Source organism: Flavobacterium aquidurense, assembly GCF_002217195.1.
Lineage (GTDB): Bacteria > Bacteroidota > Bacteroidia > Flavobacteriales > Flavobacteriaceae > Flavobacterium > Flavobacterium frigidimaris.
In genome coordinates, this window is the sequence record NZ_MUGR01000010.1 from 49,888 (window position 1) to 74,669 (window position 24,782).

General features: G+C 35.5%; 27 protein-coding genes, 1 pseudogene and 1 riboswitch. Of the genes and pseudogenes, 17 read left to right on the top strand and 11 right to left on the bottom strand.

The window, feature by feature from the left end; translation table 11 throughout:
* Positions 1 to 84 precede the first annotated feature (84 nt).
* The 11 genes from B0A67_RS06370 to B0A67_RS06420 all read left to right on the top strand — a co-directional run bounded on the left by B0A67_RS06370 (position 85) and on the right by B0A67_RS06420 (position 9,307).
* Complete coding sequence (locus tag B0A67_RS06370) at positions 85 to 765, top strand: queuosine precursor transporter (RefSeq protein WP_072954411.1); 681 nt, start codon at positions 85 to 87, stop codon at positions 763 to 765.
* A complete protein-coding gene (locus B0A67_RS06375; protein WP_072954414.1) occupies positions 762 to 1,427 on the top strand; it encodes a hypothetical protein in 666 nt (221 codons plus the stop codon). Before B0A67_RS06370 ends, B0A67_RS06375 begins: the two co-directional genes overlap by 4 nt.
* Entirely contained in the window at positions 1,406 to 1,978 is a 573-nt protein-coding gene (locus tag B0A67_RS06380) for a DNA-3-methyladenine glycosylase I (protein ID WP_072954417.1), read from the top strand. Before B0A67_RS06375 ends, B0A67_RS06380 begins: the two co-directional genes overlap by 22 nt.
* Before the next feature lie 96 nt (positions 1,979 to 2,074).
* Positions 2,075 to 2,172, top strand: a riboswitch (TPP riboswitch).
* 65 nt (positions 2,173 to 2,237) lie between these two features.
* Entirely contained in the window at positions 2,238 to 2,444 is a 207-nt protein-coding gene (thiS, locus tag B0A67_RS06385) for a sulfur carrier protein ThiS (protein ID WP_072954420.1), read from the top strand.
* A gap of 240 nt (positions 2,445 to 2,684) precedes the next feature.
* Positions 2,685 to 4,508 (top strand): phosphomethylpyrimidine synthase ThiC, encoded by a 1,824-nt coding sequence (gene thiC, locus B0A67_RS06390; RefSeq protein ID WP_072954423.1) that lies wholly within the window; start codon positions 2,685 to 2,687, stop codon positions 4,506 to 4,508.
* An 80-nt stretch (positions 4,509 to 4,588) separates the two neighbouring features.
* A complete protein-coding gene (locus B0A67_RS06395; protein ID WP_072954426.1) occupies positions 4,589 to 5,185 on the top strand; it encodes a thiamine phosphate synthase in 597 nt (198 codons plus the stop codon).
* On the top strand, positions 5,152 to 5,904 hold the full coding sequence (locus B0A67_RS06400; protein WP_072954429.1) for a hydroxymethylpyrimidine/phosphomethylpyrimidine kinase: 753 nt from the start codon (positions 5,152 to 5,154) through the stop codon (positions 5,902 to 5,904). The genes B0A67_RS06395 and B0A67_RS06400 overlap by 34 nt, the downstream gene beginning before the upstream one ends.
* Positions 5,897 to 6,535 carry a thiamine phosphate synthase gene (locus B0A67_RS06405; RefSeq protein ID WP_072954433.1) on the top strand — a complete coding sequence of 213 codons (639 nt, stop codon included), beginning with the start codon at positions 5,897 to 5,899 and terminating at the stop codon, positions 6,533 to 6,535. The genes B0A67_RS06400 and B0A67_RS06405 overlap by 8 nt, the downstream gene beginning before the upstream one ends.
* A complete protein-coding gene (locus B0A67_RS06410) occupies positions 6,516 to 7,292 on the top strand; it encodes a thiazole synthase (RefSeq protein WP_072954437.1) in 777 nt (258 codons plus the stop codon). Before B0A67_RS06405 ends, B0A67_RS06410 begins: the two co-directional genes overlap by 20 nt.
* A 142-nt stretch (positions 7,293 to 7,434) precedes the next feature.
* Complete coding sequence (gene thiH, locus B0A67_RS06415; protein ID WP_072954440.1) at positions 7,435 to 8,547, top strand: 2-iminoacetate synthase ThiH; 1,113 nt, start codon at positions 7,435 to 7,437, stop codon at positions 8,545 to 8,547.
* Between the two features lie 49 nt (positions 8,548 to 8,596).
* The gene (locus B0A67_RS06420) at positions 8,597 to 9,307 is read left to right on the top strand and encodes a HesA/MoeB/ThiF family protein (RefSeq protein ID WP_072954443.1); all 711 of its coding nucleotides are present in this window, start codon (positions 8,597 to 8,599) and stop codon (positions 9,305 to 9,307) included.
* On the opposite strand, the gene B0A67_RS06425 is transcribed toward B0A67_RS06420, so the two are convergent.
* From B0A67_RS06425 to B0A67_RS06440, 4 genes are all read right to left on the bottom strand, one after another.
* Positions 9,304 to 10,098 carry an MOSC domain-containing protein gene (locus B0A67_RS06425; RefSeq protein ID WP_072954447.1) on the bottom strand — a complete coding sequence of 265 codons (795 nt, stop codon included), beginning with the start codon at positions 10,096 to 10,098 and terminating at the stop codon, positions 9,304 to 9,306. The two genes, B0A67_RS06420 and B0A67_RS06425, sit on opposite strands and share 4 nt — an antisense overlap.
* A complete protein-coding gene (gene aat, locus B0A67_RS06430) occupies positions 10,098 to 10,739 on the bottom strand; it encodes a leucyl/phenylalanyl-tRNA--protein transferase (RefSeq protein WP_072954450.1) in 642 nt (213 codons plus the stop codon). The genes B0A67_RS06425 and aat overlap by 1 nt, the downstream gene beginning before the upstream one ends.
* Before the next feature lie 140 nt (positions 10,740 to 10,879).
* Positions 10,880 to 11,251 carry a DUF3127 domain-containing protein gene (locus tag B0A67_RS06435; protein ID WP_072954453.1) on the bottom strand — a complete coding sequence of 124 codons (372 nt, stop codon included), beginning with the start codon at positions 11,249 to 11,251 and terminating at the stop codon, positions 10,880 to 10,882.
* Between the two features lie 15 nt (positions 11,252 to 11,266).
* The gene (locus B0A67_RS06440) at positions 11,267 to 12,157 is read right to left on the bottom strand and encodes a flavin reductase family protein (protein ID WP_072954455.1); all 891 of its coding nucleotides are present in this window, start codon (positions 12,155 to 12,157) and stop codon (positions 11,267 to 11,269) included.
* Positions 12,158 to 12,317: 160 nt separating this feature from the next.
* Between B0A67_RS06440 and B0A67_RS06445 the strand changes: the two are divergent.
* Positions 12,318 to 13,468: pseudogene (locus B0A67_RS06445) on the top strand (sensor histidine kinase).
* Positions 13,469 to 13,610: 142 nt separating this feature from the next.
* On the opposite strand, the gene B0A67_RS06450 reads toward B0A67_RS06445, so the two are convergent.
* Both B0A67_RS06450 and greA read right to left on the bottom strand, forming a co-directional pair.
* Positions 13,611 to 14,000: an HIT family protein gene (locus tag B0A67_RS06450; protein ID WP_072954458.1), complete on the bottom strand. Its 390-nt coding sequence runs from the start codon at positions 13,998 to 14,000 to the stop codon at positions 13,611 to 13,613.
* 63 nt (positions 14,001 to 14,063) lie between these two features.
* Positions 14,064 to 14,540: a transcription elongation factor GreA gene (gene greA, locus B0A67_RS06455; protein WP_056245179.1), complete on the bottom strand. Its 477-nt coding sequence runs from the start codon at positions 14,538 to 14,540 to the stop codon at positions 14,064 to 14,066.
* A 155-nt stretch (positions 14,541 to 14,695) separates the two neighbouring features.
* Here greA and B0A67_RS06460 point away from each other — a divergent pair, with 155 nt between their 5' ends.
* Positions 14,696 to 15,109, top strand: coding sequence for a Rieske (2Fe-2S) protein (locus B0A67_RS06460; protein WP_072954460.1), 414 nt, complete (start codon positions 14,696 to 14,698; stop codon positions 15,107 to 15,109).
* 54 nt (positions 15,110 to 15,163) lie between these two features.
* On the opposite strand, the gene B0A67_RS06465 is transcribed toward B0A67_RS06460, so the two are convergent.
* From B0A67_RS06465 to pnuC, 4 genes are all read right to left on the bottom strand, one after another.
* Positions 15,164 to 17,353 (bottom strand): TonB-dependent receptor, encoded by a 2,190-nt coding sequence (locus B0A67_RS06465; protein ID WP_072954463.1) that lies wholly within the window; start codon positions 17,351 to 17,353, stop codon positions 15,164 to 15,166.
* 286 nt (positions 17,354 to 17,639) lie between these two features.
* Positions 17,640 to 18,044 (bottom strand): alternative ribosome rescue aminoacyl-tRNA hydrolase ArfB, encoded by a 405-nt coding sequence (arfB, locus tag B0A67_RS06470; RefSeq protein WP_072954466.1) that lies wholly within the window; start codon positions 18,042 to 18,044, stop codon positions 17,640 to 17,642.
* A complete protein-coding gene (locus tag B0A67_RS06475) occupies positions 18,044 to 20,158 on the bottom strand; it encodes a DUF4301 family protein (protein WP_072954469.1) in 2,115 nt (704 codons plus the stop codon). Before B0A67_RS06475 ends, arfB begins: the two co-directional genes overlap by 1 nt.
* Positions 20,119 to 20,742 (bottom strand): nicotinamide riboside transporter PnuC, encoded by a 624-nt coding sequence (gene pnuC / locus B0A67_RS06480; RefSeq protein ID WP_072954472.1) that lies wholly within the window; start codon positions 20,740 to 20,742, stop codon positions 20,119 to 20,121. The genes B0A67_RS06475 and pnuC overlap by 40 nt, the downstream gene beginning before the upstream one ends.
* Positions 20,743 to 20,855: 113 nt before the next feature.
* Here pnuC and B0A67_RS06485 point away from each other — a divergent pair, with 113 nt between their 5' ends.
* The 3 genes from B0A67_RS06485 (at position 20,856) to B0A67_RS06495 (ending at position 22,236) form a co-directional block, all read left to right on the top strand.
* Entirely contained in the window at positions 20,856 to 21,452 is a 597-nt protein-coding gene (locus B0A67_RS06485) for a Crp/Fnr family transcriptional regulator (RefSeq protein ID WP_072954476.1), read from the top strand.
* 80 nt (positions 21,453 to 21,532) lie between these two features.
* Positions 21,533 to 21,820 carry a hypothetical protein gene (locus B0A67_RS06490; protein ID WP_072954479.1) on the top strand — a complete coding sequence of 96 codons (288 nt, stop codon included), beginning with the start codon at positions 21,533 to 21,535 and terminating at the stop codon, positions 21,818 to 21,820.
* On the top strand, positions 21,817 to 22,236 hold the full coding sequence (locus tag B0A67_RS06495; protein ID WP_072954482.1) for a group III truncated hemoglobin: 420 nt from the start codon (positions 21,817 to 21,819) through the stop codon (positions 22,234 to 22,236). Before B0A67_RS06490 ends, B0A67_RS06495 begins: the two co-directional genes overlap by 4 nt.
* 225 nt (positions 22,237 to 22,461) lie before the next feature.
* On the opposite strand, the gene B0A67_RS06500 is transcribed toward B0A67_RS06495, so the two are convergent.
* Positions 22,462 to 23,112: a 4'-phosphopantetheinyl transferase family protein gene (locus B0A67_RS06500; protein WP_072954484.1), complete on the bottom strand. Its 651-nt coding sequence runs from the start codon at positions 23,110 to 23,112 to the stop codon at positions 22,462 to 22,464.
* Between the two features lie 322 nt (positions 23,113 to 23,434).
* On the opposite strand from B0A67_RS06500, the gene ahcY reads away from it, so the two are divergent.
* Positions 23,435 to 24,751: an adenosylhomocysteinase gene (ahcY, locus tag B0A67_RS06505; RefSeq protein WP_072954488.1), complete on the top strand. Its 1,317-nt coding sequence runs from the start codon at positions 23,435 to 23,437 to the stop codon at positions 24,749 to 24,751.
* Positions 24,752 to 24,782: the final 31 nt, after the last annotated feature.

Sequence of the window (24,782 nt, forward strand, 5' to 3'; positions counted from 1 at the left end):
TCGTTAAGATGAACTTTAATTTAATCCCATCTGTCTTAAGTTATAGAGAAATAGTTTAAATTTGGCAGATCATTTACCACTCACATGTTTAAAACCCGAAAAGAAATTGTTTTTGTAGTTCTGGCAGGCATATTTATAACGAATGCCGTTGTAGCTGAACTTATTGGAGGAAAATTAATTCAAGTTGGACCTTTTGTAATGAGTATCGGTATTTTGCCCTGGCCGGTAGTTTTTCTGACTACTGACCTGATCAATGAATACTTTGGTGAAAAAGGAGTTAAGAAATTATCTTTTATAACTGCTTGCCTGATCGCATACGCTTTTTTAATATTATTTATGGCCATTGTCATTCCGGCCGCAAAAGGAATAAGTCCCGTAAATGACGAGCAGTTTCAAGCTGTATTCGGACAAAGTATGTGGATAATTATAGGCAGTCTGATTGCTTTTATGGTATCTCAGTTAATCGATGTCTGGATATTCTGGTTCTTTAAAAGACGTACCGGAGAAAGAAAAATATGGCTTAGAACTACGGGATCAACTGTAATCTCGCAATTATTTGATTCTTTTATTGTTCTAGGTATTGCTTTCTGGTTACCGGGAAAAATTAACTTTGATACCTTTCTTTCGTCAGCTTTAATTGGATATACTTTTAAACTATCAATAGCCGTTCTATTGACTCCGCTTATTTATGCCGGGCATCATATGATTAAAAAATATCTCGAAAAAGACACTATTAAAGAGCAAAAAGAAGATTCTAACGAATGAAAAAACAAAATCTAATCTTAGTATTAATTCTACTATCATTCTGCTTCTTCAGCTGTAATAAAAACGATCGGGAAAAATTATTCAAATCTACGACAACAATTTCTGATAAGATAAAAAACATCTCAAAGAGCACTGTAGAAACGATAACAGCCGTTAAAGATTCTATTGCAAAAACGATATTACCCAACAAAATTAAAAACGATAAAACTGTTAGCGAAGAAGCAAAAACTACGAAAGACAGTACCGACACAGGAACTTTGGACAATGAAAAACTAAAAGGTTTCAGCTATCTCAGAAAACTACTTTCGACTTGTAAAACGGGAGAAACATTAACCCAAAAAGAATTAATCGAAAATCATAACATTCCTAAAGAAGGCGTCAAGCTCATAAAAAGCATTACAAAAACTGCCGAAGATGAAATTGACATCAAATGGAAATCTACCTGGTTTATTGAAAAAGTATCAGATGCCAAGTTTACAGATGCCCGAATGAAAATTAAGTTCGAAGCCAATAAAATGTACACTTCAGGAAAAGCAATTGGGATCAAATACAACAAAAAGATTTACAACGACTTAATCATCGTAGGAACTTCAGCATACATTCCTTCCGTAAAGGGGTATCATTGGAAAATAGGAAAACAATGGAAAACGAAAATAAAATAAGATGCGGTTGGTGTTCTTCCAGCGATTTATATAAAAAATACCATGACGAAGAATGGGGTGTTCCTGTTTATGACGATGCCTCTTTGTTCGAATTTCTGATTTTAGAAACTTTTCAGGCAGGTTTAAGCTGGATCACCATTTTAAACAAAAGAGAAAACTTCAGAGTTGCTTTTGATCATTTCGATTATAAAAAAATAGCCCATTATCCTGAAGAAAAAATTGAATCCCTTTTGCAAGACAGCGGAATCATTCGCAATAAACTTAAAATTCGCGCGACCATTTCGAACGCTCAGGCCTTTATGAAAGTACAGGAAGAATTTGGAAGTTTCTCTGATTATATCTGGAAATTTACCAACGGGAAACCAATCGACAACAACCCAAAAACATTAAAAGACGTCCCTGCCACTACTCCACTTTCAGACGAAATTAGCAAAGACCTAAAAAAAAGAGGCTTTAAATTCGTAGGCTCAACCGTAATTTACGCTCAAATGCAAGCTACCGGAATGGTCAACGATCATATCGAAGATTGTTTTACCCGAAAGGGAAAATAGTCGCAGTTTTTAGTCTCAGTTTTCAGTTTTTTTCACAACCGGAACCTGGAACCTGAAATTTTTTTAAACTTCCATACAAAAATTACCTATATTTGCGTCACACTTTAGGGGTGTCTGCTAATAAGCAGGCTGAGATTTTACCCTCTGAACCTGATCTAGTTCATACTAGCGTAGGGAAAAGTAAGATGACTTCTGCGCGCATTTTTATGCGCAATTGTAGCCATTCCTAAAGTATAACTGTATACTAAATTCAAAAGGAATGGAACTAAAAATCAACCAACAAATCAAACAATTCAATGCTGAATCGCTAAGCGTTCAATCATTGCTCGATCTCGAAATTCCCCACAAACAAAACGGAATCGCCGTTGCCATTAACAATACCGTTGTTCCAAAAATAAACTGGAACCAACATCTCGTACACGAAACTGACGAAATTTTAATTATTTCAGCAACGCAAGGAGGATAATAAGACTGCCTAAACGGGCTATCCGTTGCAAGTCCGCAGTCGTCAACCAAAAAAATATAGTCTTAGCAAAGCTTCCGCTGGTCGCTTTCCTAATCCTTATTTTTTACGGTTTTCTTCTTTACGGGCTTTCCACTTCTATCCCTGGCAGAAAAAATAAATTCCAATTTCCAATTTCATATCAGACGTAGACGCACTGCTGCGCGCCTTTACAATAACTTATAACTCATAACTTCTTTTCTTATGACTAACGAAGAAAAAATTTCCAGAACCCCTTTTCCAAACTCCAAAAAAATATACGTAAAAGGTGAAATTCACCCAATCGAAGTGGCCATGCGCGAAGTAATCCTTAGCGATACCAAACTTTCTAATGGCGGAATCGAGAAAAATCCACCTGTAACTATTTACGACACTTCCGGACCTTACACAGATCCAAATATCGAAATTGACATTCGTAAAGGATTACCAAGATTAAGAGAACAATGGATTCTAGACCGAAATGATGTCGAAATCCTAAACGAAATCACATCAGATTACGGGCAAACCAGATTGAAAGATGAAAGTTTAAACCATCTTCGTTTCGAGTACTTACATCAGCCTAAAAGAGCCAAAAACGGTGCGAACGTAACGCAATTGTATTACGCCAAACAAGGCATCATTACTCCGGAAATGGAATATATCGCGATTCGTGAAAACCAGCGCATTGAACTTTTAAACGAGCAAACCAAAGCCATGCAATGCCAGCACAACGGACATAGTTTTGGAGCCAACACACCAAAAAGCAAAATTACTCCCGAATTTGTTCGCAGCGAAGTTGCCTGCGGAAGAGCCATAATACCCAACAATATCAACCATCCCGAAAGCGAACCCATGATTGTGGGACGCAATTTTTTAGTAAAAATAAACGCCAATATCGGGAACAGCGCAGTTACATCAAGCATCGAAGAAGAAGTCGAAAAAGCAGTTTGGGCTTGCCGTTGGGGAGCTGACACCATTATGGATTTATCTACGGGGAAAAACATCCATGAAACCAGAGAATGGATTATTCGAAATTCTCCGGTTCCAATTGGTACCGTTCCTATCTATCAGGCTTTAGAAAAAGTAAAAGGAATCGCCGAAGATTTAACCTGGGAAGTTTTCCGCGATACTTTAATAGAACAGGCAGAACAAGGTGTTTCATACTTTACGATTCATGCAGGAGTTCTGTTACGTTACATTCATTTAACTGCTGATCGTGTTACCGGAATCGTTTCGCGTGGCGGATCGATCATGGCAAAATGGTGTTTATTTCATCACAAAGAAAACTTTCTATACACCCACTTCGAAGAAATTTGCGAAATCATGAAACAATATGATGTTGCTTTTTCTCTTGGAGATGGTTTACGTCCCGGATCTATTGCAGATGCCAACGACGCCGCTCAATTTGCAGAGCTTGAAACTTTGGGAGAACTAACCAAAATTGCCTGGAAACATGATGTTCAGGTTTTCATCGAAGGTCCGGGTCATGTACCAATGCATATGATCAAGGAGAATATGGACAAACAATTAGAACATTGCCATGAAGCTCCATTTTATACTTTAGGGCCTTTAACTACAGATATTGCACCAGGTTACGATCATATTACATCGGCCATTGGAGCAGCTATGATTGGCTGGTATGGCTGTGCGATGTTGTGCTATGTTACACCAAAAGAGCATCTTGGCCTACCCAATAAAAAAGATGTAAAAGACGGTGTTATCACGTATAAAATTTCTGCTCATGCTGCCGACTTGGCCAAAGGTCATCCGGGTGCACAATATCGCGATAATGCCTTGAGTAAAGCACGTTTCGAATTCCGCTGGGAAGATCAGTTTAACCTTTCTCTAGATCCCGATACAGCACGAGAGTTTCACGACGAAACCCTTCCGGCAGATGGTGCAAAAGTCGCTCATTTCTGCTCGATGTGCGGACCAAAATTCTGTTCGATGAAAATATCTCAGGAAATTCGTGATGTCGCTGCAGCTGAAAAAGGCATGCAGGAGAAATCAGAGGAGTTTATTGAGCAAGGGAAAGAGATTTATATATAGTGAAAGGGTTTCTGTAAAATGTGAGATGGCTCAAATTTACATCTCACATTTCACACTTTCACAAAAAACATGTTACCACCATGATCGTAATTACAAATCCCGCTTCTATTGCAAATGAAATCAGCATTCTCGAATCTTTATTTGAAGAAGGATTGTCTTTGCTTCATATTCGGAAACCTGATTTTTCTGAGCTTGAAATGGCGCAATATATTCATCAGATAAGATTGGAATTTCGTTCTAACTTGGCTTTGCACAGTCATCACGAATTAGCGGCGGATTTTGGAATTAAACGAATTCATTTTTCTGAGAAAACGAGAAAAGAAAATCTTAATGTTATTGAAGGGTTTTCAAAATACTGTATATCAACATCAACACATTCTATTGAAGATTTTAACGCTTTAGAAAATGATTTTGATTACGCCTTTCTAAGTCCTGTTTTCCAAAGTATCTCTAAACAATATTATTATCCTAAAGAAAATCTTTTTAAATCTTTAAAATCACGAATAAATTATAAAACAAAAGTGATCGCTTTAGGCGGAATTGATGCTGAAAACATCAAAGAAACACTAGAAAACGGTTTTGATGATGTAGCACTTTTAGGAACAATCTGGAATAATGAAAACCCAATAAAACAATTCAAATTATGTCTACAAATCGTCCAATCGCACTTAGTATAGCAGGTTTTGACCCAACTGGCGGCGCTGGTGTTTTGGCCGATATCAAAACATTTGAGCAGCATCAGGTGACCGGATTTGCCATTACAACCGCGAATACCATTCAGACTGAAAATGAGTTTTTTGAAATTGAATGGACTGATTTGAGTTTTGTTCTTCGATCAATTGAAACATTGTTTAAAAGGTATAATATTCAATCAGTGAAAATTGGGATTGTTCCTTCGTTAGATTTTTTAAACCAAATTCTTTCAGTTATAAAAGCAGTATCACCAACTACACAAATTGTTTGGGATCCCGTTTTAAAATCGACTACAGCATTTGAATTCATGAATATGGATAATCAATTGGATTTGAATAAAATGCTATCCATAATTGATTTGATTACGCCCAACTATAATGAAGCTGAAATCTTATTTCCAGGTTTTATTTCGAATCAACTTTCGCTTAAAAATGAAATCTCCACTTCTGTTTTATTAAAAGGCGGGCACAATCCTATTGAAATTGGAACTGATCGATTATTTCTAAAAGATGAAATTATCGATTTACTTCCGTCTAATAAAAAATGCTTCGAAAAACATGGTTCCGGCTGCGTATTATCATCTGCCATCGCCTCAAATCTGGCTTTAAATCAAACGCTAACAGAAGCTTGTAAAAATGCGAAAACCTACATAGAAAAATTCCTGAGTTCAAATTCAACTTTAATCGGATATCATTATGTATAACAAATTACAGTACATCTCACAAGGCAATACAATCGAAGAACAATTGTACAATATTCATCAGGCATTAGATGCTGGCTGTGATTGGGTACAAATGCGATTTAAAAATCAATCAACCAAAGATACTTTTGCTTTAGCAGAAGCAGTAAAATTTTTGTGCGAAGAATATCTCGCCAATTTTATTGTAAATGACAATCTCTATCTCGCTCAGCAAATTGCCGCTGACGGAGTTCATTTAGGTTTAACCGATATGAATATTGCCGAAGCGAGAGCTATTTTAGGCAGCACGAAAATCATTGGAGGAACGGCAAATACTTTTGAAGATATCGAAAATCATATTAAAAATGGCTGCGATTATATTGGATTAGGCCCATTCCGATTTACCAGTACAAAAGAGAAATTAAGTCCCATTTTAGGATTATCAGGATATGTTGCTATTATTGAAAAGATGAAAAACAGCAATCTCACAACTCCTGTTTATGCTATTGGAGGAATTACATTAAATGATATAAATCCGTTAATGGAAACTGGAATTCATGGTATTGCTATTTCCGGAATGATTACAGAAACTGATTACAAAAAGAAATTAATTCAACAACTAAACGAAAAGTTATATGCAAACGTCATTGTTTAAAATTGGAGACAAAACCCTAACCTCCCGTCTATTTTTAGGAACCGGAAAATTTGGTTCTAACCTTGAAATGGAAGATTCGATTTTAGCCTCAGGAAGTGAGTTGGTGACTGTTGCCCTGAAACGCATCGATTTAGAAACCGAAACCGATGCTATTTTATCGCATTTACAACACCCAAATATTCATTTATTACCTAATACTTCCGGTGCGAGAAATGCCAAAGAAGCCATTTTTGCTGCACAATTGGCCAGAGAAGCACTAGAAACAAATTGGCTAAAACTAGAAATTCATCCCGATCCAAAATATTTAATGCCGGATCCTATCGAGACTTTAAAAGCAACGGAAGAACTCGCGAAACTTGGATTTTTTGTCCTGCCGTATATACACGCCGATCCTGTTTTGTGCAAACATTTAGAGAATGCAGGAACTACCGCCGTCATGCCTTTAGGCTCACCAATTGGAAGCAACAAAGGCTTAAAAACTATTGACTTTTTAGAGATAATAATCGAACAAAGCAATGTACCTGTTATAATAGACGCCGGAATTGGCTCACCATCTGACGCTGCAAAAGCAATGGAAATTGGCGCTGATGCTGTTTTGGTCAATACTGCAATTGCCGTAGCCGGAAACCCGAAACTAATGGCTGATGCTTTTAAGGAAGCGGTTATTGCAGGCCGAAAAGCTTTTGAAGCTAAGATTGCTACTCAGCAGAATTATGCGGTGGCTTCTAGTCCTTTGACATCATTTTTGTATGAATAATGTATCTAACCGCAAAGTTCGCAAGGTTTTTACACAAAGTTCGCTAAGCTTTGCGAACTCTTCGTCAAAAATAAAGAAACCCAAAGCTTAGCGAACTTTGCGTAAACCTTAGCGCTCTTTGCGGTAAAAAACCACAATTCAAATGAAAACATTCAAATCAGTTTTTGAAAACTACGATTGGGATACCATTCAATCTAAAATATACAAAACAACTTCTCAGGATGTCGAACGAGCTTTGGCAAAAACCAAACGCAATCTTGATGACTTTTTAGTTTTGATCTCCCCAATTGCTCAAAATTATCTGGAGCAAATGGCACAACAATGTCATGAAATCACCAAAAAACGCTTTGGGAAAACCATTCAAATGTATGTCCCGTTATATTTAAGCAACGAATGCCAAAATATCTGCACGTACTGCGGCTTTAGTTTAGACAATAAAATCAAACGAAAAACACTTTTAGATTCTGAGATTAAAATTGAGACAGAAGCTTTAAAAGACCTTGGTTTTGATCACGTTTTATTGGTAACCGGAGAAGCAAATTATACCGTAAACATTAATTATTTTCTAAATGCGATTGCTTTAATAAGAGAGCAATTTTCAATTATTTCGGTCGAAGTGCAGCCTCTTTCTACAGAAGACTATGAGCGTTTACATGAAGCTGGTGTATATTCGGTTTTAGTGTATCAGGAAACGTATCATCAGGAAGTATATAAAAAATACCATACTAAAGGTAAAAAATCAAACTTCGATTACAGGCTAGAAACTCCTGATCGAATTGGAACCGCAGGAATTCATAAAATAGGGTTGGGCGTTTTATTGGGGTTAGAAGATTGGCGAACAGACAGTTTCTTTAATGCTTTACATCTGGATTATCTCCAAAAAAAATATTGGCAGACTAAATACTCTGTTTCATTTCCCAGATTACGTCCGGCAGAAGGCATTATAGAGCCCAATTTTATTATGGATGATAAAGACCTCACGCAACTTATTTGTGCGTATCGTCTTTGGAATGAAGATCTTGAAATCTCCATTTCGACCCGAGAAAATGAAAAATTCAGAAACAACATTATCCCAATTGGAGTTACAAGTATGAGCGCGGGATCTAAAACCAATCCGGGTGGCTATGTAGTTGATCCGCAATCATTGGAACAATTTGAAATAAGCGATGAACGCTCCGCAAAAGAAATCGCGCAAATTATAACCGATTCAGGCTACGAACCCGTTTGGAAAGATTGGGACAAATGTTATGGGTAAGGAAATTCCAATAATCTAAAATCTAAAATCAACACTTTAAAATCAACAAATGAGCATCATACAAGAATTCCTCCGTTACAACAGGCAAACTATATTACCCGAAATTGGTGACGAAGGTCAGGGAAAACTAAAAAGAGCAAAAGTTTTGGTCATTGGCGCGGGTGGTTTGGGTTGCCCGATTCTGCAATATATTTCGACTGCCGGAGTTGGTTTTATTGGAATTATTGATTTTGATAAAATTGAAATCCACAACTTACACAGACAGATCTTGTATACTGAAAATGAAATTGGACAGGAAAAAGCTTTAGTTGCCAAAGAAGTCGTTTCAAAACTAAATCCGCTGATTGAAGTACTTGCAATTCCGGAAAAACTGACTGCTGAAAATGCCAATCACATTATTCAGCAATATGATATTGTCGTAGATGGTTCGGATAATTTTACAACGCGTTATCTGGTTAATGACACTTGTGTTGCGCTACAAAAACCATTAGTTTACGGAAGTATTCTAAAGTTCGAAGGGCAAATTGCAGTTTTTAATCACAACGGAAGTAAAAACTTACGCGATCTGTTTCCCGAAATGCCGGATCCAAAAGATGTTCCGAATTGTAATCTGAATGGTGTTTTAGGAACTTTACCAGGGATTATTGGTACTATGATGGCACACGAAACCCTAAAATTAATTTTGGAATTACCGACTTTAAAAAATGAGCTAGTGCTGTTTAACACTTTAAACTGGAACTTTACAAAACTGAATTTTTAAAAGATAATTTCATCGCCAACATTGATAATTCCTGAATTTAAACTCACAATATTTGTCCCAAATAAAACGGAATTATTGACAACCCGGTATTTACTTAAGGTTTTGAGCGGTTCTTTTTTTAATTTACCATTTTCAGGATCATTATTGACCATAATACATCTTCCGCAAGGTTTTACGTTTTTAAATTGCACATCCCCAATTTTAAAAGTTGTAAAATCATCTTCTTCATGAGGAACTTCGGTGCTTATTACAATATTGGGGCGAAATCTTAAAATGGTGATTTTATCTGCTAGTTTTTCATTTAGAGAATCCAAACTTTGACTTCCTATCATCAAATAAGGATAGCCATCGGCCAGACTTACATTGAAGATTTCTTTTAGTCGGGAACTCTCATGTTTTCGATCTCCGGGTTTAATAATTTTAACCAATTTACATTCAAAACCCAATTGCTCACTGAACCATTTTGAAGTCGACTCATTCACTTCGACCACCTCACTTTTATCATCCCAAACATTTACCTGTACAGGATTATCTAAATGCTCGTAAGCAGAAAATTCATGCTTTTGCTCCTGAAAAGTAATGCTTATTTTTCCATCTGAAATTTGTGGATAAAACTGACTTAAAATTCGATGTTCCCTTTGTGTGATAAATTGATTTTCAGCATCAATCAACATCCATCTGCGGTCGTTTTCGAATCCCATTTCTTCAGCAAAAGCTTGCTGGCAACTAATTCCGGCTAAACTTTTTATCGGGTAGATATAAATTTCTTTTACACTGTAAACTGCACTCATTATTCCTTATTTTCTACAATAGACATAAATTCTTCACGATCGATTTCGCGACAGCCTAAACTCTCTAAATGCGGGTTGTAAACCTGACAATCCAGAAGTTTATAATTCTCATTTTTCAACTGATTTACCAAAGCAATAAAAGCGACTTTGGAAGCATTTGAGACTTTAGAAAACATACTTTCTCCACAAAAAACATGTCCCAGATCAATTCCGTATAAACCGCCAACCAGAACCTCATCCTGCCAAACCTCAACAGATTTCGCAACGCCTTCTTCATGGAGTTTACAATACGCATCGATCATTTCGTTTGAAATCCAGGTTCCGTTTTGACCATCGCGTTTTATGTTCTGGCAATTCGAAATAACATCTCTGAAATTTTGATTCAAGGTAACCTTAAACTGATTTCTGTTCAGGATATTACGCATGCTTTTGGACACAATTAATTCATCTAAAAACAAAACCATTCTGGGATCCGGTGACCACCAAAGAATGGGATCTCCTTCGTTAAACCAAGGGAAAATGCCGCTTTTATAAGCCAATTTCAATCGTTCCGGTTCTAAATCGCCGCCAATAGCAAGAATTCCTTCTTCATCAGCCTCTGAAACCGGCGGGAAAAATAAATCGTTGAATACGTAGTACATTTTTTAAATTCCAAAATTTTTAAATTCTAAACGCTTTGAGGGTCTAATAAAAACTGAGAGTAAAAAACAAAATTCCAAACTCCAATTGCATATTTATGAATTGGAATTTGGAATTTGACTCTTGGATTTTAAACCTTTTTTTAGAAAGGTAAATCGTCCGGTTCGTCTTCGTTTAAGTTTGTAGCCGGAGCAAAAGCTGCTGCTGCTGGCATAGCCGGAGTTTGTCCAGGACCTTCTGGTGCTACTCTTTCGATTCTCCAACCTTGAATACTATTGAAATATCTGGTTTCTCCTTGTGGATTAACCCATTCTCTTCCTCTTAAATTGATAGAAACTTTTACTGCCTCACCTTGTTTGTAGCTACTTAATAAATCGCATTTATCTTGTGTAAATTCGATCAAAATATGCTGTGGATACTGCTCATCTGTGGTAACAACCAACTCTCTTTTTTTGAATGCAGCACTAACTTGTTGCTCTGGGTTCACCACTTTTACTTTTCCTGTAACTTCCATCTTCTTCTATATTAATTATTGTTTCTTTTCTATTTTTTTTGCTAAAAGCACTTTCCAGGCCGAAGAGATATCATCATTATCAAGATACCTTTTGGCTTCTAAATGTATTTTTTCCTGATCATCGGAGCTTAAGACTCCTTTGACAGAAAAGTTTTCTTTCACAAATATACTAACTTCTTCTGTTGTAGGCAAGGCTTCAATGTTACCTAATTTTCCAAGATCATTTCCGCTAAAAACGGGGCTTTGCCTGATATAATTTGGAATCACATCTACTCCAACTCCTAATGTTGTCAAGGGTTTTGGCACTTCAAAAAGTCCTTCATTGGATCTTGAATACCAGTTACTTCCCAATCTCGAAACCAGATCAATTTTGTGCTGATCTATTGCTCCGTTTTCATCTAAAACAGCTTCATGAATATGAATTTTTACCACTTCACAAAGAATCAGATTTCCCGCTCCGCCCTGATCTCCTAACGGAATAATCTGCGTGACTTTGCATTCAAACTGCACCGGAGACTCTTTTACCCGATACGGTTTTACTAAATCTGACGGGATTTGTGTTAATCCGGCTTTTATAAATTCATTCACTCCTTCGCCATATTCTGTACTGGCTAATGAAGTTTGCTGTACCAAATCATAATTGACTACATTAATGACAACTTCGCGTGTTGCTTCGGCATTAACTAATGTATGTTTTACCGTATTGTCGCGTACACGGCGTGCCGGCGAAAAAATCAGAATTGGCGGATTGGCACTGAACACATTAAAGAAACTAAAAGGCGATAAATTCGGAATTCCCTTTGCACTTATTGTACTGGCAAAAGCAATTGGTCTTGGTCCGATGGCACTCTGCAGGTAACCATGCAATTTTGCCGTTGGTATCTCTTTTGGATCGATGCTAATCATATTTTTTCTTTTTAACCGAATCTCATTTCGGTAACTGCAAAAGTATAGAAATCGTTTCTGTCAGAGAAATAGTTTTAGATTTAAAAACAAAAAATCTTTAAAGGCTTACAAAATATTAAATGTGTTTATTTCGTTATATTTATACCACAAAAAATATTTTATGTCTTTTTCCGAAAGAAGAAATACAACCCGCTGGATTATCGTTTTCATTTCCTTTTTAATCATCACTTTGATTCTCTGGAACACTTATACTTTTTTTCAAATTTTTAAAAATGAAGAAAGACTTAAAATGAACCTTTGGGCAAATGCGCAAAAAACATTAATCAATGCCGATGAAAATACGGATCTGGATTTACCTCTTGATATTTTAAACAACAATACCTCTGTACCTGTCATGCTCACGATGTATGACAAAGTGATAAGTTCTGTAAATGTTCCTGAAGAAATTCTTGCAGACAAAAAAAATCACTCTCGTATTTAAAAAATCTAAAGAACGAAAACGAACCTATTGTTATTGAATATGCTCCCGGAAAACACCAGCAGGTCTATTATGGAAATTCGGCTTTAATCAATAAACTTAAATATTATCCGGTTGCTTTATTGCTGATCATCTTTTTATTTGGTGCCTTGATTTACAACTTTTATAAAAGCACCAAAATGGCGACTCAAAATAAACTTTGGGCAGGAATGGCAAAGGAAACCGCACATCAGATCGGGACACCTTTATCTTCTTTGATAGGCTGGGTTGAGATTTTAAAAACTGAAGATATTGATCCCTCCATAACATTAGAAATAGAAAAAGACATTGAACGCTTACAGACTATCACAGATCGTTTTTCTAAAATTGGTTCTGTTCCTGTTTTAGAAGAACATGATATTACTGCTGAAACGCTGCATACTTACGAGTACCTGCAATCCCGTTTTTCTAAACAGGTTACTTTCTCTTATCATGGTACAAAAGAACCAATATTGGTAATGATAAACCCAACATTGCACAGTTGGACTATCGAAAATCTGGTAAAAAATGCAATCGATGCGATGAAGGGAAAGGGAAGTTTGGATCTTCAAATTGAACAAGATGCAAATCATGTAAAAATAAATGTGAAAGATTCCGGAACCGGAATTTCTAAAAACCAGTATAAATCGATTTTCGAACCTGGTTTTACCACTAAAAAACGCGGTTGGGGATTAGGCCTTTCTTTGACCAAACGAATTGTGGAAGAATACCACGGTGGAAAAATAAAAGTTTTACATTCTGAAATTGGAAAAGGAACTACTTTTCAGATTTTACTAAATAAAAAAGTGCAGTAAATCGCTTTACTGCACTTTTAATGTTTTTTTATTTCTGAACGTTTTTCCAGGTTGAGCGAAGTCGAAACCTTTTACGTTCAATCATGGCCTGGCTTTGACTTCGCTCAGCCTGACGACATCCATCAAAACAATTATCATTAAACTACAAATTCGCCTGAATGCTTTTAGCCAAAGCTTCAAATTCTTCTTTAGAAAGTGATACTTTATTATGAAAACGCATTTCATCCATTTCGTTTAACGGAATTAAATGTACGTGGGCATGAGGAACTTCTAATCCTACAACCGCCATTCCGACTCTTTTACAGGAAACGGTTTTCTCTATAGCAATGGCAATTTTTTTAGAAAACTTCATCAAACCTAAATACAACTCATCTTCCATCTCAAAAATCTTATCGATTTCTTGTTTTGGGATACAAAGTGTATGTCCTTTTGCATTTGGATTTACATCTAAAAAAGCCAGATAATTATCGTCTTCAGCAATTTTGTATGCAGGAATTTCTCCGTTTACTATTTTGGTAAATATTGATGACATTGTTTATTCGTTTATTTGGTTAATAGTTTAACCGATTTAACGATTAAACAGTTAAACTAAAATTTAGTCACGGGTAATTTCAAGAATTTCAAATTTCAAAACTCCGTTTGGTACTGTGATTTCTGCTACTTCTCCAACAGATTTCCCCAGTAAACCTTTTCCAATAGGAGATGTTACTGAGATTTTTCCGGTTTTCAGGTCAGCTTCACTTTCCGCAACAAGCGTATACTTCATTTCCATTCCGTTGCTTTGGTTCTTAATTTTTACATTAGAAAGTACCAATGCTTTCGAAACATCAAGTTGGGATTCGTCTATTAGCCTTGCATTAGAATATACCTCTTCCATTTTAGCAATTCTCATTTCTAATAAACCTTGTGCTTCTTTTGCTGCATCATATTCGGCGTTTTCAGATAAATCACCTTTGTCTCTTGCTTCTGCTATATCTTGAGATGCCTTTGGACGCATTACACTTTTTAAATGCTCCAACTCATCTTTTAATTTTTTTAATCCTTCTGCTGTATAATAAGATACTTTACTCATAACTTCGTCGTTTATATAAATACAAAAAATCCCATCGGGACGGGATTTTGTATTACAAATATACTATTATTTTTAATAGTACATAATTATATGTTAATCATATAAAAATCAAATCTAAATAAATTATTTTTGTTTCACTAATTCTTATTAAAATAATGAAAAAATTCTGGCTCTTAACCCTGTTTGTTTCTGTACTTTTCTCTTGCAGCGACAATAACATCAGCAACAAAAATCCTAATATACCAAGTTATTCGGTTAATTTATCAATTGACATGAATTTACCGGCGTACTCTAATCTTAAGTTTGTGAGCAATGGCATTATCATTCCTAATTATGGTGCAAAAGGAATTATTATTTTTAATGCCGGAAGCGGCTATAATGCTTTTGATGCAGCCTGCCCTAATCAAGCCATAAACTCATGCACTGCGATGACGATTAACGGTATCAATGCTCTGTGTTCTTGCGATAAATCAGAGTATAGTTTGTTTACCGGACTTGGCGGCAAAGAATATCCTTTGAAACAATATCGTGTTGAAGTAAGCGGAACTGTGATTCACGTTTATAATTAATATAAAAAAAGCCTGAAAATTTAAACTTTCAGGCTTTTTTGTTTTCGGGAATCTTTAAAACTTCAAAGTCAATCCTGCCAGGAAATTAATTCCTGCCTGCGGATAATAGGACGGATAAATATCCCACATTGCTCCGTTTGACACATATTTTTTGTCTAAAATATTATTGACTAAACCAGTAATCATAATAGATTTAAAGATTGATTTGGGTTTTATTTCGTAAGATACATTCAAATCGTTTACAAAGTAATCTGCCAATTTTGCTGCAGGCAATTCGATATTGTTCATGTATTGTTCACCAACAAATTTTTGCAATAACGAAATATGCAAGCTCTCAAGCGGGCTGTATACAATAATATTTCCGGCAATAATATTTGGTGAATAAGCGATATCTGTTGTTCCATAGTATTGTCCTTCAACTGCTAAATCAACATTTTTATTGCTGCTTAAAGTGAAGTTTGGTCTAAGAAGGAATTTCTCCGAAAGCTTTATTGTGGCATCTACTTCAAAACCTAAACGGTAACTTTTTTCAGTATTGGCACGAATTGGCGCCCCAACATCATCTAATCTTCCGGTTAAGATCAATTGATCTTTATAACCCATATAATAGAAATTAGAATTCAATTGAAATTTCTCTGAATTGAATCTCCATCCTAATTCAAAATCATTTAATTTTTCAGGTTTTACATTTCCACCTTCATAATCGGTTCTGTTTGGTTCACGATTGGCTCTGGCGTAAGAGAAATAAAGTGTGTTCTTCTCATTGATTTCGTAATTTAGTCCTGCTTTGGGATTAAAGAAATTGAAGTTATCATCCACCAGTCCTGTTTCTTTACTATTGGCTTTATACGTTACATTTCGGTATTGCAAATCGCCATAGAAACTTAATTTTTCTGTAAACTGATAATTGGCTTTTGCGAAGATATTACCATCTGTTTTTGTTGAATAATCATCATAATAATGATCGCCTAATTCTGACTGTGCTGAATTTCTTGCCCAGATTACTTTTCCGTAATGATCGCCTTCATATTTGTTCCAGCCTCCGCCAAGAATAACATCGAGTTTTTCTTCTTTGTATTTTACAGAGAAGGTTGTTCCGTAAAAATCATTGTCTAACCATTTCTGACGAATCAGATCTGTTCCCGGAACTAATTCTCCTAAATCATTCTCCACCATTTTTGTAGATTGAATTGGTCCGTATCCTTCAATTGGTTCATTGTATTTATAATTTTCATAATACCCTAATCCTTTTGTATAATGCAAAGCTAAGTTGCTACTCCATTTATCAGACCATGATTCGCTCCAATGCAGCTGATAATGATTCTGATTATAATTATCTGTTTCATTATCATAAAAATGAACGTTTCCTGCTTCATCTTTATACTTTCCTGCAGAATTATAAGTTCGGTCTGAATTTAAAGTTTCAGCATCAATTCCGTTCCAGGATTGGTAGGTTTTTTCAGTTCCGCCAAAAACCAATGCTTTTATTAAAGTTGTCTTCCCTACATAAGTTCCCTGTAGAAAATACGATTTCAGATCAGAACTGGCACGATCTACATAACCATCAGACTTAATGGTAGACAAACGTCCGGCCAATTCAAAATGATCGTTTAATAAACCTGTACTGAATTTTACCGTGTTTTTATTTGAATTGAAACTTCCGTAAGAACTGGAAATTTCTCCGGTTGGTTTTGAAGCATAGCTGTCTGTAAGCATGTTTAAACTCGCTCCAAAAGCTCCTGAACCGTTTGTAGAAGTTCCTACACCACGCTGCAACTGCAGACTTTCTACAGACGAAGCAAAGTCTGGCATATTTACCCAAAAAGTTCCCTGACTTTCAGAATCATTATACGGAATTCCGTTGATCGTTACGTTTACTCTTGTAGCATCGCTTCCGCGGACTCTGATTCCGGTGTAGCCTATTCCTCCTCCCGCATCAGAAGTAGTCACAACAGATGGCAAATAGTTCATTAAAACAGGAATATCCTGTCCCAGATTTCTAAATTTAATTTCCTTTTTATCCATATTACTAAACGTAACCGGAGTTTTTGTAGTTACACGAACTGCCGAAACTAACACATCATCAAGCTTATTGACTTTGGTTGAATCTTGTTCCTGTGAAAAAGAAAATTGTGTAAAGAAAATAGAAGAAAGAAGAAAGAAAATAGACTTTTTGTTCAGCTTTGAACCTTTGAACCTTTGTGTCTTTGTACCTGTGAAGGTACCTTTAATAATAGTTTTCATTCGTAAAGAATTACGAATAAAAGGGGGAATTATTCTTTGTTAAAATTAATAAATGTTTCACGACAAAATATAGTGTGCACGCTAAAATTGTCGTTTATTTCCCTTAGCGACATTACTCGCTCAGGTTCGTTGGGTATGATCTCAGCTCGTTATTTAGAGCACCCCTTTGAGACAGTGCAAATGTAGTGTTAAAAATTACAAAAATCAATGGCAATTGCAAAAATCAAATTCCAATTTAGACTTTATAAGATTGCTTTTTGGAATTTGAAATTTATTTTTTGGAATTTTACTCTAAATCAGGTTTTCTTCTGGATTGTTTTCTTTCAGAAATATTCTTTTTGTCTTTGATTCGTTTTTTAATTACCGATTTTGGGATTCTGGTTGCTTTACGGACTTTAGGAACAAACAATCCTTTTTTGATGATTTCCAGAAAACGTTTTATAACAATGTCTTTATTTTTAAGCTGGCTTCTGTCTTCGTCACAATTTAAAATCAGGATATTCTCTGTTGTCAAACGTGATGCAATATTGGTCAGTAAAAGTAATTTTTCTTCCTCAGATAAAGCCTGAGAAGTATTGAGATCAAAAGTCAAAACTACTTTTGATGAAACTTTGTTTACGTTTTGCCCGCCTGCACCACTGCTTCTGACTGCTTTGAAAGTTAACTCTGATATGATTTTTTCGATATCCATTATTGTGGCTGATGTGCTGCTTTTAATAAATCGTTTACTGTTTTCACCGGATTAAAAGTAATCAACGGTACGGCCACAAAAATAGTGAGCCAGTTAGCCATGGCACCATTCCATAATCCCGGCAGTTCATAGCTTTTTACTATTTCTCCGTCGACAGTTTTTTCTACTATAAAACCTGCTTTCTGATCTACAAACTGCAATAAATCAAACTTCTCATTTTTATAATTTTTGATACCACAAACCAAATCAACCGGATTAAAATGGGTGGCTTCGGCTAAAATATCCTGCTGTTTTTTATTTGATAAATCTACCTGAGACGTTTCTACAATCTGCAATGAAACTGACCCTTTGGCATTTCTTACCCAAAATGGTCCTCCTCCGGGTTCTCCTTCATTTTTTACCATTCCGCAAACCCTCACCGGTCTGTCTAATAATTCTTTTATTTTATTGATTTTATTTTCTACGGTAAACTTATTAAAATCACTGTTCAATTCAATATTGAGTTTCTGCATTAAAAAAGCAACAATTTCTTCAATGTTTTTTTCTTTTATTTCCTGCTTTTCAATAGCATTCAAATAACTAAAAACCTGTTGTTGTACTTCAAGCAAAACTCCTGCCAGTGCTTTTTTATACAAGGCAATTTTATCAATATGATTCTGAATCACATTGTCTATGTTTTTTATAAAGATAATATCTGAGTCGAGTTCTTTTAAGTTCTCAATTAAAGCTCCATGTCCTCCCGGTCTAAATACCAAATTATTATTTTTATCCCTGACAGGGATATTTTTTTCGTCTACACAAATAGAATCTGTGCTTTTGTTTTGGTAGGAATAACTAATATTAATTTGTGTACCCGATAATTTTTCTACTTTTTCCTTCAGTACTTCAACTTCATTTTCGAACAAATTCTGATGTGCTTCAGAAACTGTAAAATGCAAATTCGAAACCTGATTTGCCGTTGCATAATGCACACATTCATTCAAATGTTCTTCGATTGGGTTGGCTATATGCGTTTTATACTGATGAAACGGCAATACCGCTTTTGGCTTATTGGCGAAGTCATAATAATCTGGCGACAATAATGTTTTTATAAAATAATAGTTTTTATAATCTCTGTCTAAGGTTTCAAAATCGGGATGAATTTCTCTGAGTTTTTTATCTATACTTTCAAAAAACGGAAATTTATCGAGTGCTACAATAAAAATAGACAAATTGCTGTCCTTCTTTCTATTGATATAAGCATTGATAGTCTCTTTCTGAATGTCAAAATCTTTCAGGAAAGCAGTCAAAAACTTAAACATTCTGCTTGCTGCACCGGAGGCCGGCACAAACTTCTTTAGTTTGAGTTTTTCTTTCTGAAGATCAAAAAAACGGGACTTCTCTTCGAATTCAGCTTCTGACAAACTTAAAATTCCGTTATTAATCGTTGCCGGACTTATTAAACTGGCTTTTGCAATTCCGTTTTTAAAAATTTCTAACTGACTTACTATTTTATCAAAAGGAATTCCGTGATTGTATATCTGCACAAAATCAGCGGATGAAATCCCATGTTGTTTTGCAATTGATAAATTATCGATAATCGCTGTGGCTTTTGCCAAACGGCTTTCTTTATTACCTGACAATGTTATAAATGGCTTTTTGGCATCAATTAAAGATTGTTTAAAAACAGAGAAAACAGTTTCTCTGCCGTCTGAAGTATCTCTGATATCGTCTTTCTCCCAGGGAACGTCTATATCCGTAAGGAAAAACAAATCATAATGATGTTCTAGTGCGGCTTCGTTTAAAAGCGGATCACAGAAACCATAATACATTTCAGAAAAAACTTTGGTAACCATTAAATTAGTGTCAGAAAACAAATACTTTTTTGCTGAGTCGAGTTTTTTATTTTCTAATGCAACCTGTCCGTATGCAATAGGCATCATATCCTCAGCAACACAAATGTGCTGATTCTCCTCCCATTTTTCCTGCAAATAATCGCGTGCAAATTCAGGTACCCATTCTGTTACATAGTATGCTGCAAGTTGTTTTGCCAATGTCGTTTTTCCTGTACTTTCAGGACCAAACAAAGCAATTTTTATGATAGCTGTTTTTTGCTGTCTAAGATTTTTCTCCATTCTAAATAAGCTGAAATAGCCAAAATTGTAAAAATTAAATATTGTAGCGACAACATCCCTAAGCCGCGATAGGCATAAAGAGGCACTACAATAATATCGCCAATAATCCAAAGCGTCCAGTTTTCGATCTTTTTCTTGGCCATGTACCACATTCCTGCAAAAAATATTCCTGACGAAATCATGTCGACATAATTGTCTTTATGAATCTCGTAATCAAAATATTTATAAATTCCGAAAACTACAAATATGGTTACAAAGAACAGTAAAATTCCGATTATTTTTTCATTAAAATTCGTTCTCGTAATAGGCAGATTATCTTCGACAGTTCCGCCTTTTGCCCACATATACCAACCGTAAATACTCATTACAGAGAAGTATCCATTTATAATCATATCACCAATATAACCCGCAACATATAAGAGATAAACAGATATTACCGTGGCAATTAATCCTGTTGGATATACCCAAATGTTTTCTTTTTTAGCAAACCACACACTCAGAATCCCACAAACAAAAACTAAAAACTCTAAAGCAATGTGCCATAAAGGGGCATTTTTGTAACTTTCAAGAAAAAAATCTATCATTGGGTTGAGTTGTTTTTTGGTTTGTTCTTATAGTGGCCGTAAAAGTAAAAGTTTTTTAATCCCGAAGAACTATTTTGAATGAATTATATTTATATTACAGCTAAAAGAAAATTATGATTGCAATTGAGGTGTTGGAGAAATATGGAGCACTGAAAAAATCTTTCGATAAAAGCGAAATTGTTTTTGAACAAGGCAATCTTCCCACGCACTATTACCAAATTATTTCCGGTGAGATCAAAATGAGCAATTATAATGATGACGGACGCGAATTTATTCAGGGCATTTTTTATAAAGATCAGTCTTTTGGAGAACCGCCATTATTCTTAAATCAAAAATATCCCGCTAATGCTATTGCTGTTGAAAACGCAGAAATCCTCTTGCTGCCCAAAAACAACTTCATGAAACTGCTGGAAGAAAACCCGACTGTCAGCATTAAAATAATTGAGAATCTGGCCCAACGATTGTATTACAAATCAGTTATGGCAGCAGAAATGTCTACACAAGAACCGGAACATCGTGTTTTGAAACTAATAGATCACGGAATTGTATATTTTAATTTTAAGAAGGAGGAGAACGGTTACCTCATCAATTTTACGAGACAGCAAATTGGAGACTTAACCGGATTGCGTGTTGAAACGGTGATTAGAACAATTAAAGCTTTAGAAAAAAAGGGTATTCTAAAAATTATAAACAGAAAAGTATACCGATAAAAAAGTTCTTGTTTTATGATTTTAATCATAAAACAGAGCTGTATAGTGCATGTACCTTTGTAGTATAAAATCTCAATATCATGACACTATATCAAACAACATTCGAAAATTTCAATAAAAACTATATGGGTTCTGCAGCAATGGCTGTAATTGGTCAAAGCTGTTTAGGTGGTGCTGCTGCAATGTATATTCTTTCTCACGGAACCTCTATTGGACAAATGATTCAGCTGGGAATTATCGTTTTGGCTTGTGTTTTTGCCAATACTTCAATTTTAGCACAGATGAAACATAAAGTGGTTTTTAACCTTATTATTTTAAGTGCTTTATTAAGTGTTTTACTTATATTTCTGAATAGTTTTGTACTATGAGAAAACAAATAGAGAATAGAGCTGATATCTCCTTTTTAGTACATCAGTTTTATGCTAAAATAAGAGCCGATGAAGAAATCGGCTTTTATTTTAATACGATGATCAAAGATTGGGATGCCCATCTCGAAAAGCTGACTGATTTTTGGGAAACCAATTTATTTGCAGTAAAAAAATACAGAGGCAATCCGCATGCGGTACACAATAAAGTTGATGCTCATTTTGAAAGCAAAATTACCTCGAATGAATTTGGAATTTGGCTGAACTATTGGTTTCAGACTTTAGAAGAACATTTTGAAGGCGAGAATGTAGAAACCCTAAAACGTCGTGCCCGCAAAATGGGAACTTTTTTGTTTATGAGTATGTTCGAACATCGTAAAAAGACGTCAGAAGCTTCTTCACCGGATCATTTAAATTAAAATCAATTTATCAATTTTGACCAAAAGGGAGACTTAAACAATAACAAACACACGAAATAAATCATTCTTGCCCCCAATAAGACTGATTATTTTCCTGTGCGGTTTCTCCCTACGGTCGAAATGAGAAATCTGCACTTATTCCGGAATTAGAGAAGATTGGATTTTGGACCCTAGCGATAGCGAACAGGCGAAGCAATTATAATATTGTGATTTTATTCCAATAAACTATTTCTCAAAAGCATACACTAGAGTAAAGTCCTGCCATGAAGTACTTGATTTTATTTCTTTGTAATGCACATTAAAATCTACTACCAAATCATCGAAATGCAGGCTAGCCTCTGTTAGATTCTCTTTTAACGAAAAAGCATTTACTCTGATATGATCCTTGAAGCTGATTCCTTTTTCATTCCTAATTTTAAAGATCGCTTCTTTCGCTCCCCAGATTACGGTCAATTCCTTAATATAATCAGTTGTATTCTGAGTGTTTAAATAACTGTTTTCAGTATCTACGAATTTATCGGCGATTCTAAGGATTTTTTCGCGCTGCAGTTCCATATCGATGCCTACGGTTTCATGGCTGATTATAATCGCTGCAAAATCATGCGAATGTGTAATTGAAATATGATTGTGACAATTAAAATACGGTTTTCCAAATTCGTCATAATGCATTTCATGATCTGTAAAACCCATTTCCTGTATCAGCATACGAACGCTCAAAAAAGCACGCTGGTGCATTTGAGACTTCATTCCGTCTAGTCTTTGCTGCGTTTTTTCTTTTAAAACTACTTTGCTCAATAACTCCTCAAAAGATTCTGTTATGTGCCAAATTAAGATTTTGGTAGTTTCGTTGAATTGTATGGTTTGAAATAAAGGCATTCTTTTTTGAATTATGAATTATGAGTTTTAAGTTATGAATTATTTTCCTGATTTGAAAACAGATTTTCTAATTTAACGTCTGGGGTTTCTAGCCCTGATGGAAACGGCATCCTTTTGTGTCCGCCGCCGCGGACACAAAAGATATAGTGGACAGCAGAAAATAGCTCCTCAATTTCAATACCTTCTTGTAAAAAGCAAATTATTTAGCTAAAGTTCAAAAGATTAAGAAATTAAACATTTCACAAATCTTATAGAAAGTAGTCAGAATTAAAAACCTATTCCGTAAATTTGCAAAAATTTTACAATTACAAATATACTATAAATGAGTACTACAACTACGCCTTTTGTGGCTTTCAAAGTAAAAGACATCTCTCTAGCGGCTTGGGGAAGAAAAGAAATTGAATTAGCTGAAGCTGAAATGCCGGGTTTAATGGCTCTTCGCGCTGAATATAAAGACGAACAACCTCTTGCAGGTGCTCGTATCGCTGGATGTTTACATATGACGATCCAGACTGCAGTTTTGATCGAAACTTTAATCGCTCTTGGTGCTGAAGTTACCTGGTCTTCTTGTAACATTTTCTCTACTCAGGATCAGGCTGCTGCTGCTATTGCTGCTGCAGGAATTCAGGTTTACGCCTGGAAAGGTCTAGATGAGCAATCATTTGACTGGTGTATTGAGCAAACTTTATTCTTTGGTGAAGACAGAAAACCATTGAACATGATCTTAGATGATGGTGGAGATTTAACTAACATGGTTATTGACCGTTTCCCGGAATTGGTTCCCGGAATCAAAGGATTGTCTGAAGAAACTACAACTGGTGTTCATAGACTTTACGAAAGAGTAAAAGCCGGAACTTTACCAATGCCTGCAATCAACATTAACGATTCTGTTACTAAATCTAAATTTGATAACAAATACGGTTGTAAAGAATCTGCTGTAGATGCTGTACGTCGTGCAACTGACTTAATGTTAGCTGGAAAAAGAGTTATCGTTTGCGGATACGGTGATGTTGGAAAAGGAACTGCTGCTTCTTTCAGAGGTGCAGGATCTATTGTAACAGTTACTGAAATCGATCCAATTTGTGCTTTACAAGCTGCAATGGACGGTTATGAAGTTAAAAAATTAAACACTGTAATTGCTACTGCTGATATCATCATTACCACTACAGGAAATAAAGATATCGTTCTTGGATCTCATTTCGAGCAAATGAAAGACAAAACTGTTGTTTGTAACATCGGACACTTTGATAACGAAATTGATATGGCTTGGTTGAACAAAAACCATGGTGCATCTAAAATCGAAATCAAACCTCAGGTTGACAAATATACTATCGCCGGAAAAGATATCATCATCTTGGCTGAAGGTCGTTTGGTAAACCTTGGTTGTGCTACAGGTCACCCAAGTTTTGTAATGAGTAACTCATTCACTAACCAAACTTTGGCTCAAATCGAATTATGGAAAAACAGTGCTGCTTACAACAATGACGTTTATATGTTACCAAAACATTTAGATGAAAAAGTTGCTGCTTTACACTTAGCTAAATTAGGAGTTGAATTGGAAACTTTACGTGACGATCAGGCTGCTTATATTGGTGTTCCGGTTGAAGGTCCATTCAAACCAGAATACTATAGATACTAGTAAATTTTAGATTGAAGATTTCAGTCCCGAT